This window comes from Photobacterium sp. Hal280, assembly GCF_037162255.1.
Classification (GTDB): domain Bacteria; phylum Pseudomonadota; class Gammaproteobacteria; order Enterobacterales; family Vibrionaceae; genus Photobacterium.
The window spans coordinates 1,621,900-1,634,761 of the sequence record NZ_JARLUO010000005.1; the positions used below are offsets into that span (position 1 = coordinate 1,621,900).

General features: G+C 49.2%; 13 protein-coding genes. 10 read left to right on the forward strand and 3 right to left on the reverse strand.

The window, feature by feature from the left end:
* Window positions 1–176 precede the first annotated feature (176 nt).
* The 10 genes from cspE (P4S53_RS16810) (at window position 177) to P4S53_RS16855 (ending at window position 8,776) form a co-directional block, all read left to right on the forward strand.
* Window positions 177–386 carry a transcription antiterminator/RNA stability regulator CspE gene (gene cspE / locus P4S53_RS16810; RefSeq protein ID WP_027252187.1) on the forward strand — a complete coding sequence of 70 codons (210 nt, stop codon included), beginning with the start codon at window positions 177–179 and terminating at the stop codon, window positions 384–386.
* A gap of 380 nt (window positions 387–766) precedes the next feature.
* Window positions 767–976 carry a transcription antiterminator/RNA stability regulator CspE gene (cspE, locus tag P4S53_RS16815; protein ID WP_027252186.1) on the forward strand — a complete coding sequence of 70 codons (210 nt, stop codon included), beginning with the start codon at window positions 767–769 and terminating at the stop codon, window positions 974–976.
* 294 nt (window positions 977–1,270) lie between these two features.
* Complete coding sequence (locus P4S53_RS16820; protein WP_337113568.1) at window positions 1,271–2,686, forward strand: tyrosinase family protein; 1,416 nt, start codon at window positions 1,271–1,273, stop codon at window positions 2,684–2,686.
* A 59-nt stretch (window positions 2,687–2,745) separates the two neighbouring features.
* Entirely contained in the window at window positions 2,746–3,060 is a 315-nt protein-coding gene (locus tag P4S53_RS16825) for a hypothetical protein (protein ID WP_337113569.1), read from the forward strand.
* Between the two features lie 188 nt (window positions 3,061–3,248).
* Window positions 3,249–4,673: an exodeoxyribonuclease I gene (sbcB, locus tag P4S53_RS16830; protein ID WP_337113570.1), complete on the forward strand. Its 1,425-nt coding sequence runs from the start codon at window positions 3,249–3,251 to the stop codon at window positions 4,671–4,673.
* A 286-nt stretch (window positions 4,674–4,959) separates the two neighbouring features.
* Window positions 4,960–5,421: a hypothetical protein gene (locus tag P4S53_RS16835; RefSeq protein WP_337113571.1), complete on the forward strand. Its 462-nt coding sequence runs from the start codon at window positions 4,960–4,962 to the stop codon at window positions 5,419–5,421.
* 177 nt (window positions 5,422–5,598) lie between these two features.
* Window positions 5,599–5,940, forward strand: coding sequence for a CidA/LrgA family protein (locus P4S53_RS16840; RefSeq protein WP_337113572.1), 342 nt, complete (start codon window positions 5,599–5,601; stop codon window positions 5,938–5,940).
* Complete coding sequence (locus P4S53_RS16845) at window positions 5,940–6,617, forward strand: CidB/LrgB family autolysis modulator (protein WP_337113573.1); 678 nt, start codon at window positions 5,940–5,942, stop codon at window positions 6,615–6,617. The genes P4S53_RS16840 and P4S53_RS16845 overlap by 1 nt, the downstream gene beginning before the upstream one ends.
* Before the next feature lie 236 nt (window positions 6,618–6,853).
* Entirely contained in the window at window positions 6,854–7,741 is an 888-nt protein-coding gene (gene cdd, locus P4S53_RS16850) for a cytidine deaminase (protein WP_337113574.1), read from the forward strand.
* Window positions 7,742–7,867: 126 nt separating this feature from the next.
* A complete protein-coding gene (locus P4S53_RS16855) occupies window positions 7,868–8,776 on the forward strand; it encodes a DMT family transporter (protein WP_337113575.1) in 909 nt (302 codons plus the stop codon).
* A 57-nt stretch (window positions 8,777–8,833) separates the two neighbouring features.
* On the opposite strand, the gene P4S53_RS16860 is transcribed toward P4S53_RS16855, so the two are convergent.
* From P4S53_RS16860 to P4S53_RS16870, 3 genes are all read right to left on the reverse strand, one after another.
* Window positions 8,834–9,235 carry a hypothetical protein gene (locus P4S53_RS16860; protein ID WP_337113576.1) on the reverse strand — a complete coding sequence of 134 codons (402 nt, stop codon included), beginning with the start codon at window positions 9,233–9,235 and terminating at the stop codon, window positions 8,834–8,836.
* A gap of 176 nt (window positions 9,236–9,411) precedes the next feature.
* Window positions 9,412–12,099 carry an aconitate hydratase AcnA gene (gene acnA, locus P4S53_RS16865; protein ID WP_337113577.1) on the reverse strand — a complete coding sequence of 896 codons (2,688 nt, stop codon included), beginning with the start codon at window positions 12,097–12,099 and terminating at the stop codon, window positions 9,412–9,414.
* 115 nt (window positions 12,100–12,214) lie between these two features.
* Window positions 12,215–12,862, reverse strand: coding sequence for a thiopurine S-methyltransferase (locus P4S53_RS16870; protein WP_337113578.1), 648 nt, complete (start codon window positions 12,860–12,862; stop codon window positions 12,215–12,217).

Sequence of the window (12,862 nt, forward strand, 5' to 3'; positions counted from 1 at the left end):
AATACAAGAGCCTACTCTTTCTTAATACCAGTATTGATTTAGCTGAATGCGATAGCGTGCGACACTTCTCGTCAGGACTCTTTCGGATGACTGTTGATGTAGAGTTAGCAATTCTTTGGTGTTTCGTTAAGCCTTATTGGTTAGCTACGTAAAGAGTAAGAGATTCAGGAGACAACATGTCCAAAGCAACAGGTACCGTTAAGTGGTTTAACGAGGAAAAGGGTTTCGGTTTTATCACTCAGGATAACGGTGGTGCCGACGTATTTGTTCACTTCCGCGCAATCGCCGGTGATGGATTCAAGACGCTGCAAGAAGGTCAAAAAGTACAGTACGAGGTTGAGCAAGGTCAAAAAGGCTTGCAAGCGGCCAACGTAGAAAGACTATAAGCTAACATCACATTAGCGTAAAAGGGGCTGCGAAGCCCTTTTTTTGTCGCTGAAATCCGACCAGTTCCTATTCCTCCTTTCAGGTAAAGCTCTGAATCCATTTCACAATTCCTCACATTTGCAGTTATCTTCACAATTTTTCAGGATTTTTTGGGTATGACTCACTATTTGCTTGCCGTCTGCCTTGCATTGTGGCCTAATAACTCTGCCTATAATGCAACGCTATTTATGCAACAAAGTGAAAAGTATACTTCGATACACCCGCTTCACCTAAGCGCCGTTGTCCTGAAGAGCTACATCCTTGTCCATAAGTAATCCATTATGTTGGCATGAAGCACGCCCAAGGGCGTATTTATTCCTATATTTTCAGGAGACATCCTATGTCTAAAGCAACTGGTACTGTGAAGTGGTTTAACGACGAGAAAGGCTTCGGTTTCATCACTCAAGACAACGGCGGTGCAGACGTATTCGTACACTTCCGTGCTATCACTGGTGAAGGCTTCAAATCTCTGGCTGAAGGTCAGAAAGTGAAGTTCGATATCGAGCAAGGCCAAAAAGGTCCTCAAGCTGCTAACGTTGAGCGCGCATAAGCCCTCTTCAAGCACATGAACACGAAAAAGAGCGCCTGAGGGCGCTCTTTTTATTTCCTCTGATCATCCACTGCAATCCACTCAGTTAACCCCACATCAGGTACACAACCTGCCTCCTTGGCTCATGCATACACCTTGGTTCACACTTTTCAATTTTAGCCACCATAAGCACCTAAACGCACTATAGTGAACACATCAATGTATAGAAAAGCAGGCAATACATCCCCGAGTTCAGCCGTCTCCTTATTGCCTTCCGCTTTTTAAATGACAGAAGTCAGGAATGAGGAGCGAGAGATGACAACCATAGCGAAACTCAATTACCGCAGAAAACTGGCGGGCTTACCCCTGATCCGTTTCAACCTGTTACGTCTGAATCCTCAAGACATGAACGATTTACGAGACGCCTATGCCGCAATGTATGAAATTTCAGACATTGCGGTTGGCGATCGCCGCGGCTATTTTTCGCTGGCCAGAGGGCACGGTTATGACCAGGATCTTTGTCATGATGATAACCGGGTATTTCTGACCTGGCACCGCTCATATATCTACTCATTTGAAAAGGCCCTGAATACGGCCTTACAGTGGAAACGTAAAGATAAAGAACTCGAACTCACATTGCCTTATTGGGACTGGACACAGTTCAGTCAATCGACTCATGCAGCAAACGGCCTGCCCAAAGTGCTCAATGACCCTCGGTATAAAAATGCAGAAGGCGTCCAGCTGGATAATCCCCTCAACCGAGCAAAAAGCCTGTATCGCATCACGTCGCAGGGCCTGGAAGGTGATGAGCAGTATACACAACGCTTCCCCAGCGCTTTTAAAAGCATCATCAGTCAGCTAAAAAACGATATTGAGCGTTATATGGACAACCCCAACTTTATGCGTTTCCAGGAAGATTTCGATTTTGGCGCCCATGGTGCTGTGCATGTATATGTCGGTGGTGCAGGTAACTCCCCTTTACCACAAGGGTCAGGTGACATGAGCTCAGTCATTTCTGCAGCCTATGATCCCCTTTTCTGGCTTCACCATTCCATGGTCGATAAAGTCTGGTTTGACTGGCAAACACTGCACCCTGATGCAAATATTCCGACATTTGTTCAACAGAAAGTTGTCTATGACGGGCGTATCGGCCGTGATCTGATTGACGCAGAGAATTCGCTAAAATACATCTATTCTGACAATTCAGTGGAATCCGCCATCGCAGCCACAGGTACCACCAATACCCTGCCGGCCAAAACACTCTCTGCCGCAGCGAGCCTGGCTAAAGAGCTCTCAATGGGACTGGTCGAAGGCGGCTTTGTCCGGGCGCAGCTTGATTTCCTTCGTTTACATCCCCCCAAATCGAGTTACGAGATTCGCGCTTATATCAATAATCCCGCCTGTAACGCTTCAACCGGTTATGACGATGAAAGCTACTCTGGACGTCTCGTCCTGTTTGGTCATGGTACTTGTCACGGCGCATCAGGGCATTGTAATCCGACCTTGGCCGTACGTGACGATTACGATATCCGTACAAAGCATCCATTGCGCTACGAGCACACACGTTATTCGATTGATCTCACTCGCGGATTGCGTCGCTTTATCGGCCGGAAGAAATCCGTCGATGATTTGAAAATCTACCTGCTTGTGATTGATGCGAAAGGCAAAGCCGTTCCACCGGAAACCCTCAAATATGACGGTTGTTCCCTTCGCACTTTTGCGAAGAAATAGCGATTGCCCTGTGGTATGTGCCTCTTACAGCCACAGGGTTTAGCTATAATCAAATTGCCATGAAAATTACCGTTCCCCCTACCGCCGCAAGAAACGGCATTCTCCGTGTCTGGCTTCAACGGATCCCTGTCGACAGCCGGATCATTTATGCCTTTCGAACCGGCCCGAATGCCACTGATGATCACCCTATCAGCCAGGCCCATATCTACGGCCGCGGCGAAGGCTCATCCGCCTCTGAAAAGGTCATGCTGCAATTCCCTATCGGCCCGGGTGGCAAGCCCTTTCAGTCTGGCGAAGTGCTTGTCCTTAAAAGGCGCAAGACAGCGGCTGACGCCTACGAAGACGTTCAACTCGATGTCATTGAAGTTACATAACAACCCAAGATCCATTCAGAAAAACAGTCCTTATGCCTAAGCGCTGCCAGTATGCACTTGTTCGTCATCTTAAAATAATCCGTTCTTTCAAAGGTACAGCACGTCATCCATACCAAAATCCCCCGCAGCCAGTGCAATTCTTTGGTAGAATGACCTCAGAAAACACGTTTATGCCAGCAAAGGTAAGAATGAGTAATAACGATAACCAGCCAACCCTGTTTTGGCTGGACTATGAGACATTTGGTGCAAACCCTTCGGTTGATCGACCTTGCCAGTTTGCCGGGGTGAGAACCGACATGGATTTCAATGTGATTGGTGAGCCATTGGTGATTTACTGCCAGCCGCCCAGCGATTACCTGCCGTCACCCGAAGCCTGCCTGATCACAGGGATTACACCGCAAGAAGCGATGGAAAAAGGCCTGCCGGAACATGAATTTATTGCGCGCATTCATGCGGAGCTCTCCAAACCCAATACCTGCGTCATCGGCTATAACAACGTGCGCTTTGATGACGAAGTCACCCGATATACCCTGTACCGCAATTTTTACGATCCTTATGCCTGGAGCTGGCAAAGCGGCAATTCACGCTGGGATATGCTTGATATCATGCGTACTTGCTATGCGTTACGCCCAGATGGACTGAACTGGCCAACAAACGAAGACGGATTTCCGAGCTTTAAGCTTGAGCATTTATCGGTTGAAAACGGGATCGAACACAGCAACGCACACGATGCAATGGCCGATGTATACGCCACCATTGAGCTGGCCAGAAAAGTCAAAGCCAGCCAACCCAAACTCTTTAACTACCTGTTTAACTTACGTCATAAAAGTAAATTGCAGGCGTTGATCGACATCGCTGAAATGACGCCCCTGGTGCATGTTTCAGGTATGTTTGGTTCTGAGTGCGGCAATACCAGTTGGATCGTTCCCATGGCCTGGCATCCGGATAACAAAAATGCGGTCATTTGCGTCAATCTGGCGATGGATCCTGCCCCGCTGTTCGAGCTGGATGCTGACAGTCTGCGTGAGCGGCTGTACACCAAGCGGGCTGATCTCAATCCCGGTGAGCTGCCTGTCCCGCTCAAGCTGGTTCATATTAATAAGTGCCCAGTGCTGGCACCGGCGAAAACACTGACGGCCGAAGATGCGGAGCGACTAGGGATCGACCGGGCTCAATGTCTGGCCAATCTGAGCGCACTGAAAGAAAAACCGCAGATCCGTGAAAAACTGCTGGCTGTATTTGGTCAGGACAGAGAGTTTGAGCCAAGCGATGATGTTGATACACAACTGTATAACGGCTTTTTTTCTGCTGCAGACAAATCGGCGATGGACATCATTCGCGGATCCGCGCCTGAAGAGCTGGGCAAACTCGAGCTGAATGTGGATGACAAACGCATCAAGCCATTGCTGTTTCGTTACCGCGCCCGTAATTTCCCGTTCACGCTAAGCCATCAGGAACAGCAGCAGTGGAAGTATCATTGTCAGGATTACTTCGAAACCAAACTGCCGGCTTACATGCAAAATCTCGAATCTATCGCGATGGAACACCAAAGCGATGAGAGAAAAATGAAAATCCTGAAGGCCGTGTACGATTACGTAGGCAAGCTGGTGTAATTACACAGCCAGGATGCCAGAAAGATAAATCGTTACAGAGCGCTGATCTTGCTCAGTAATTTTGCAACCCTGACCTTCAGAACGGTCAGGGTTTCTTTTTTCAGACACTTTTCCTGCCCCGGTAGTTTGAACTTCAACGCAAGGCCAATAACAATTAATAAGTATCCGCTTTGTGTCATGCGTCATGGAGGCGCTTGGCGACATAAGCCACCATCAAGCCAATGATGTTTTACTGCCAGATGCCACAGGGACAGCATGCCGACAGTAAATTGGAAAAGTGATTATTATGGCAACTGAGTCTCTCACCCGGTGTTATCGATTTGCCAGGGTGGATTTTGAACCCGATCTGCGGCTGCTCGTCTGGCCTGATAAATCAGAGACTGCCCTGACGCTGCATGAGTCACGTCTGCTTGAAGCGCTGTGCTACTTTGCCGGTGAGGTGATTAGTCATAAATCATTGTCTGATAAAACATTTCTGCCGCAGGATTCCATGTCGCACATACAAAAAATCGACCTGGCTTCGATATTCAACTCACTTCGCCGCAAGCTGACTGTTAACGGTGTGATGGCTATTCCAATCGAGGTGCTCCCCATTTTGGCTTTCGCGTCCCTCTGCCGAAAGAGACCTGCCGCCATATCCATCGCTTCAGACAACCCGAGACGCTGCCGTCCAAACCATCGCCACAGCCGGCAGTCACAACGGTTAAAACCGGCCGGCCGCATAGTTCCGCAACAGAACACATCGTAAAACACAGTCTGATGCATAAACTGTCTGTCTTGTTGCTTGCTGCCGCCGGCATTGCAATCGTCATCGTTTCAAACCTGTGAACAAGCTGACCAGGATCAATACAGCCACAAAGAAATGTGGTGTAGATCTCATCCATTTTGTATCATTGCGACACCATTCATCATCATCCTGACGTATATGAGCTATCTGCGTTCATTTGCAATCATTGCCATTTTTCTGATGGTCGGGAAAGGATTTCAGTCTCTTACTCAGATCCCCATCCCCGGCAGCATTCTCGGCATGTTATTTCTCTTCACGGCTCTGTCTGCAGGCCTGCTGCCACCTAACTGGGCTAAACCCGGCTGTCATCTGTTGATTCGCCATATGGCTATTTTGTTTGTGCCTGTGGGTGTCGGGCTGGTCAATTATCTGGATCTGCTCAGAGTCAATGCTTTGCCTGTTCTGGTCAGCACCATAGGCAGCAGTTTAGTGGTTCTGTTATTTGTTGGCTGGTATGTACAGCGCAAGGAGTCTGACTGATGTGGTTAGCCGTTACGCTGATTGTTTTTATCCTTGCCCGTAAATTGTCCAAGCGCTTCCAGCACCCCATTCTTAATCCGTTACTTCTCTGTCTGGTGGTGATCATTCCGCTGCTTTTGGTGCTTAATGTACCTTATGAAGTGTATTTCGATGATAACAAATGGATCCATTACCTGCTGGAGCCCGCCGTCGTTGCCCTTGCTTTTCCTCTTTATGAGCAATTGCCGCAAATTCGCAGCCGCTGGAAGGTCATCGTCACAGCCAGTTTGTTTGGCAGCATACTCTCAATGATTACCGGCACAGCCATTGCCCTTGCGCTTGGCGCTGATTTACAGCTGACAGCAAGCATTCTGCCTAAATCCGTGACCACCCCCATCGCTATGGCGGTTGCTGAACAAATTGGCGGTGTGCCGTCACTGGCCGCCGTCATGGTTCTGATCGCTGGCGTCTTTGGCGCCGTATTGGGTTATCCGTTGTTTAAGCTCGTCAACATCACCCATCCGATGGCCAAAGGCTTAAGTATGGGGACTGTGGCACATGCGTTAGGCACAGCCAAAGCGGCTGAGGAGAATTACAAAGATGGTGCGTTCAGCTCACTGGCGTTAGTTCTTTGTGGTGTCATTACCGCCATACTCGCCCCGATAATCTATCCGCTGCTGTTGTCTGTCTTCCACTGACAACTGCTATCCATTGCTTCTTTAGCGGTCTGGCTGTGCAACGCCCTTGCAACACCAGGACAGCCAGATCGCTTTACTGAGTATTTAAATACATACACTTATCTCATCAGTCATGTGAAACCACTCACTATTTTGCAAATAGAATGAAATGAACAACCTTAAATAGTGACAATGATCACTATATCTATTCATTGACGCACTACAATGCGTAAGTGAATACATTAAGGAGAATCAGTATGCGCACCGAAGTAATGGACGCTTTAGAGCACCTGCCACACACATTGTCACAGGCGCTTAAGCCTATCATTACCGCACCGGGTTTTGATGCCACACTGAGCAAAGAAGAATTCGAACAATTAATGAAAGACAGCCAACTGACCGATGCAGATCTGCGTATTCAGTTACTGAAAGTGGCTGCGGCATACTCGATTGCCTCTCTCTCCAACTTCCATGTGGGTGCCATTGCCCGCGGAAACTCAGGTCGCCTGTATTTCGGTGCGAACATGGAATTCAGTGCCACCTCTATGTCTCAAACGGTTCACGCAGAGCAGTCTGCAATCAGCCATGCCTGGTTGAAAGGCGAAACGGGTATTGGCGACATTACCGTCAACTACTCGCCCTGCGGACATTGCCGGCAGTTCATGAATGAACTGACAACAGCACAAAGCATCATGGTGCAACTGCCAGAGCGCTCACCCAAAGCACTGCAGGAATACCTGCCAGAGTCCTTTGGTCCGTCTGATCTGGGCATCACCGAGCTCTTATTATCAGACAGCTCACATAAGCTGAAGCTCGAAACCGATGACGTGCTGCTGCAAGAAGCCTGTAAAGCGGCAGATAAATCCCACGCGCCCTATAGTAAAAACTATGCGGGAGTTGCGCTGAAAGCGAAAGATGGCCGGATTTTCTCAGGTATGTATGCCGAGAACGCAGCATTTAACCCGAGCCTGCCGCCACTGCAAGTGGCACTGATTCACATGAATATGACGGGCTATCCACTGTCAGATATCGTTGAAGCCGCTTTGGTTGAGCAGAAAGATTCAGCGATCAGTTTGCTGGCTGATACACAGAATACGCTGGAAACCTTCAATCCTGATCTGCCACTCTCTTACGCCGCCATCTGAGAACAAACTAAAAATTCCTTGCAGCCGACAAAGCATCCTGTTTTGTCGGCTTTTTTTATCAATTAACAATTTCTTCTATGCATCCATCAGAGTATGATTCCAGATTATTTTTCTGAAAGATATCTTATGGCTCATCAACACAACCCGATTCAGGGCGCTTGCTGGATGCTGACAGCCGGAATGGCGTTTGCCGTGGTTAACAGCATGGCGCAATACCTGAGTGTGACCTTCCATTTGCCATCTACCACGGTCGGTTTGATTCAATATTTTATTGCTCTCCTTGTCATGCTTCCCTGGCTGCGCAGTATTGGCCTTCGCCAGGCTCTGAAAACACAACACTTTGGTATGCATTGCTTCCGCGTGTTTCTGTCCGTGATCGGTATTCAGTTATGGCTTTGGGCCCTGGCGTACCCTGTGCCAATCTGGCAAGGCATCGCACTGCTGATGACATCGCCGTTGTTTGCCACCGTAGGATCAGGTTTGCTGCTGAAAGAAAAAGTCGGCTTTGTACGCTGGATGGCAACCCTGGCCGGCTTCGCTGGTGCGATGATTATCCTTGAGCCATGGGCCGACAATTTCAATCTGGCCTCATTGCTGCCCATTGGCGCCGCTTTCTTCTGGGCGAGTTATTCTTTGATGGTGAAAAAGATGTCGCACCACGACTCCCCGACGACTATGGTTGTCTACCTGCTGGTGCTGATCACGCCTTTTAACCTTTTTCTTGCTGCGCCTGATTTCACCTTACCTGTTGGCCAGCACACCTGGATTCTTCTGGTCGGTGCCGGGTTGTTCACCGCACTGGCTAACTGGGCCATTGCGAAAGCCTACGCCATTGCTGACGCCTCTTTCGTGCAACCTTTCGACCATGCCAAACTGCCATTGAACGTACTGGCCGGATTTATCGTCTTCGGATGGGTACCACCTGGACGGCTCTGGCTGGGGGCTGCCATTATTATTGCCTCGGTCGCTTTCATTACGCAGTGGGAGCGAAGAAAACCGATGCTGCAGGCGGCAACAATCAATGAAGCTGCCTGACCTGACGACAGATACAAAAAAGCTGGCAATTCGCCAGCTTTTTCGATTCACTCTGAATCAGAAGCGCACTCTTACACCCATAGCCGCTTCCAGTTCGACATCAACATCTTCCACCATATACAGTGTCGGCCCAACTTCACCATACAGCTCAAACTGATTCACAGGCACTTCCAGGCCAATACCTGAGCGGATACCCAATTTGTCATAACGGTTATCAACGTACTGAGCGCCAACAAAGGTATAGCCCATGTTAAGCTGCGGGTCCCGGGTCAACGTGCCCAGGTTAAATGTTTTATCCACGGCAAAACCAAATTCATCTAAACCCAGCGAAAAGCGCAGGTCATTGTGTTTGTACTGCACACCACTCATTGGCGAACCAAGAAAAATACCTGCCGATTGCGACGCCAAAGCAGACGTAGACAAACCGCACAACAAAATACCAATCAACGACTTCTTCATGTTACTGTCCGTTTTCCCTGAATTGCGCTCTAAAAACCTTAGATTATACTGATAGAGCTCATTTTAAGCTTGTCACTCTACTGTAACTGCAATATCGCGGCAATACGAACTGATAACCATACAAATGACAATTATTTGACATTCCACCTGTCAAATAAATACAGATAAACGCATGGTCATTCGGTAGAAATCATTGTTCTTAAAACATAATGTAAAATTCCGCCCGCCTTGAGATACGCCATTTCAGTTCGGGTATCGACCCGGGCTTTTACGCTATATTGTGACTCTTGTCCCTGTTCGTTGGTGATTTTCAGCGTCAGCATTCCCCCCGGCGACAAGGTATCAATGCCTTTCAGTTGTATTTTTTCCTTGCCGGTTAACGACAATGAAGCCAGTAAACCTTCAGGGAGCTCAACAGGAATCACCCCCATACCCACCAGGTTTGAACGGTGAATTCGCTCGAAACTTTCAGCCAGTACCGCTTTCACACCCAGTAAGTTAGTCCCTTTCGCGGCCCAGTCCCGGCTGGATCCTGTGCCGTATTCTTTCCCGGCAAAAATCACCAGAGGTATGTTCTGGTCCTGATACCTCATCGCAGCATCATATATTGATACTTCTTCACCTGTCGGCTGGTAAATGGTGTACCCACCCTCTTTACCCTTGAGCATCAGGTTCTTAATGCGAATATTGGCAAAAGTGCCGCGCATCATGACTTCGTGATTGCCGCGCCGTGAACCGTAGGAATTAAAATCTGCCGGTTCAATCCCCTGCTCCTGCAAGTAGTGTCCTGCCGGGCTGTCTGCCTTGATGTTACCTGCAGGTGAGATATGGTCGGTCGTTATTGAGTCACCAAATATTGCCAGAATGGCTGCATTTTCAATATCTTTCAGTGGTTTTAGCGGCTGCGTTATCTCGTCAAAATAGGGCGGAAGGCGAACATAAGTAGAATCTGGCCGCCACTGGTACGTATTCCCTTTATTGATGGTGATCTGCTGCCAGATATCATCGCCGGCAAAAATGTCCGCATATTCCTGCTCGAACAGGCTGTTCTTCACTTCCCTCATCGCTTGCGCAATGTCTTCCTGAGAAGGCCAGACATCGTTCAGGTACACCGGCTGGCCATCGCTGTCATGGCCCAGCGGCGCTTGGGTCAGATCAATACGTGTTGTGCCAGCCAAAGCAAAGGCAACCACCAGCGGCGGAGAGGCCAGCCAGTTGGCTTTCACCAGCGGATGTACACGACCTTCAAAGTTCCGGTTACCTGACAGCACCGAGGAAACAGTCAGGTTGGCGTCATTGATGGCTTTTTCGATTGGCGCAAGTAAGGGTCCGGAATTCCCGATACAGGTCGTACAGCCGTACCCCACTAAGTTGAATCCCAGCTTGTTGAGATACACCTGCAGGCCAGATGCCTCAAAATACCGGGTCACCACTTTCGAGCCTGGCGCCAGAGAGCTTTTCACCCAGGGCTTCGTCTGCAGGCCTTTTTCCACCGCATTTTTGGCCAGTAAACCCGCGGCTAACATCACGCTGGGATTAGAAGTGTTGGTGCAGGATGTGATGGCGGCAATCACAACATCACCGTGAGTCAGTGAAAACGTCTTACCTTCGGTATCCTTGCCAGACTCGCCCAAATCAACCTGGATTTTCTGCTCGGGTTCCAGACCGCTCAATGCCAGCAAATCTTCCGTCGCAGTTTTAATGTCAGGCAACGGAACTCTGTCCTGCGGGCGCTTAGGGCCGGCCAGGCTCGGGACAACCTCGTCCAGTGCCAATGCCAGTGTCTCTGTATAAAATGGCTCAGGCTGGCTGGAATCCCGCCACATGGCATTGGCCTTGGCATAGGCTTCAACACGGGCAATCAGAGACTCACTGCGCCCTGAAAGACGCATATAGCGCAACGTTTCCTGATCAATCGGAAAGAAGCCGCAGGTTGCACCGTATTCTGGTGCCATATTGGCAATTGTCGCCCGATCAGCCAAAGGCAAGGCATCTAAACCGGGGCCGTAAAATTCCACGAATTTACCGACGACCCCTTTTTTTCGCAGCATCTCAGTGACAGTTAAGACAAGATCAGTTGCCGTCACGCCCGGATGTAATTTGCCACTGAGGTGAAAACCAATCACTTCCGGGATTAACATAGAGATGGGCTGACCAAGCATCGCGGCTTCAGCCTCAATGCCGCCAACCCCCCAGCCAAGTACACCCAAGGCATTGATCATCGTGGTATGCGAGTCGGTTCCAACCAGAGTATCCGGATACAGAACACCACTGTCCTGCCATACTGATTGCCCCAGGTATTCGAGATTCACCTGGTGGCATATTCCTGTTCCCGGCGGGACGACACGAAAATTGGTAAAGGCTTGCTGCCCCCAGCGCAAAAACTGATAGCGTTCGATATTACGCTGCATTTCAAGTTCAACGTTTCGGGCAAAAGCCTGTTCAGAGGCGTAAACGTCCACCATCACGGAATGATCAATCACCAGATCAACGGCCGACTGAGGGTTGATGCTGTCGGGGTTTTTACCGGCCCGGGTCATAGCATCCCGCATCGCAGCCAGATCGACGACAGCCGGCACACCGGTAAAATCCTGCATCAGGACACGGGCTGGACGGTATTGAATTTCTTTGTCTGAACGGCGGGTATCAAGCCAGTCAATCACGGATTGGATATCGGAATCAGTGACAGTGTCACCATCCTCAAACCTGAGCAGGTTTTCCAAAAGCACTTTCAGGGAAAAAGGCAGGCGGTCAACCTCCCCCAAATGACGCAGTGCGGTCAGGTCAAAATAATCAAAGCGCTGACCGCCAGTCTCCAAGGTTTTTTTACTGTGAAAACTGTCCTTCGAAATTCGTGCATTCATTGCTCACCTCCGTCTGGTCATTTTGACTATAGACGGGATCAAGCTAATGATAAAAATGGATAATCATCAGGACAAACAAGTGTGACTGAAAGCACAGTCACACGAAAAAGGAGTGTCAGGCTGGCGTTTGAATAAACCAGACTTCTTCAGCAAAACGACTTAAGCCCTGCTGACGTCGCGGGTGTGATTCATCGGCGTCCTGCCGCGCGATATGAGTGACTTCACAGCCTTTAAAAAGTGATTGCACTTCATCAGCTCTGACGCTGAACGGCGGTCCTGCCATTTCTTCCTGAATATAATCAAGTGTCACCAGCATGATCTTTCCACCGGGCTTCACTAAAGATAACAAGCGCTGCACATAGCTTTGCCGCATGTGCTCCGGCATCGCAATCAACGCCGCGCGGTCGTACACAGCATCTACGGGCTGAACCGGCGCAGTAAAATAATCACCGCAATAAATACGGACCTCATCAAACTCATACAGCGTATGCCCGTTACCTAATGACGTCACAGTCGGTAAGTACAAATGCTCGGCAAAATAAGCACGGACAGCGATTTCACTTAACTCAACACCCGTCACCTGATGGTGCTTTTCTGCCAGCCAGGTCAAATCCAGAGATTTACCACACATAGGCACAAACACAGTATCTTCGCGTTGCAGCCCTAATTTTGGCCAATAGTAAGGTAATACCGGGTTTGTGTCGTTTAAATGAAATCCGATTCGGTTTTCTGCCCAGCGGCTATGCCAAAATTCTGCATCCAT

Bases quoted from the DNA above. Each gene is read 5' to 3' on its own strand.
- cspE (WP_027252187.1), top strand. From the start codon at position 177: ATGTCCAAAGCAACAGGTACCGTTAAGTGGTTTAACGAGGAAAAGGGT.
- cspE (WP_027252186.1), top strand. From the start codon at position 767: ATGTCTAAAGCAACTGGTACTGTGAAGTGGTTTAACGACGAGAAAGGC.
- P4S53_RS16820 (WP_337113568.1), top strand. From the start codon at position 1,271: ATGACAACCATAGCGAAACTCAATTACCGCAGAAAACTGGCGGGCTTA.
- P4S53_RS16825 (WP_337113569.1), top strand. From the start codon at position 2,746: ATGAAAATTACCGTTCCCCCTACCGCCGCAAGAAACGGCATTCTCCGT.
- sbcB (WP_337113570.1), top strand. From the start codon at position 3,249: ATGAGTAATAACGATAACCAGCCAACCCTGTTTTGGCTGGACTATGAG.
- P4S53_RS16835 (WP_337113571.1), top strand. From the start codon at position 4,960: ATGGCAACTGAGTCTCTCACCCGGTGTTATCGATTTGCCAGGGTGGAT.
- P4S53_RS16840 (WP_337113572.1), top strand. From the start codon at position 5,599: ATGAGCTATCTGCGTTCATTTGCAATCATTGCCATTTTTCTGATGGTC.
- P4S53_RS16845 (WP_337113573.1), top strand. From the start codon at position 5,940: ATGTGGTTAGCCGTTACGCTGATTGTTTTTATCCTTGCCCGTAAATTG.
- cdd (WP_337113574.1), top strand. From the start codon at position 6,854: ATGCGCACCGAAGTAATGGACGCTTTAGAGCACCTGCCACACACATTG.
- P4S53_RS16855 (WP_337113575.1), top strand. From the start codon at position 7,868: ATGGCTCATCAACACAACCCGATTCAGGGCGCTTGCTGGATGCTGACA.
- P4S53_RS16860 (WP_337113576.1), bottom strand. From the start codon at position 9,235: ATGAAGAAGTCGTTGATTGGTATTTTGTTGTGCGGTTTGTCTACGTCT.
- acnA (WP_337113577.1), bottom strand. From the start codon at position 12,099: ATGAATGCACGAATTTCGAAGGACAGTTTTCACAGTAAAAAAACCTTG.
- P4S53_RS16870 (WP_337113578.1), bottom strand. From the start codon at position 12,862: ATGGATGCAGAATTTTGGCATAGCCGCTGGGCAGAAAACCGAATCGGA.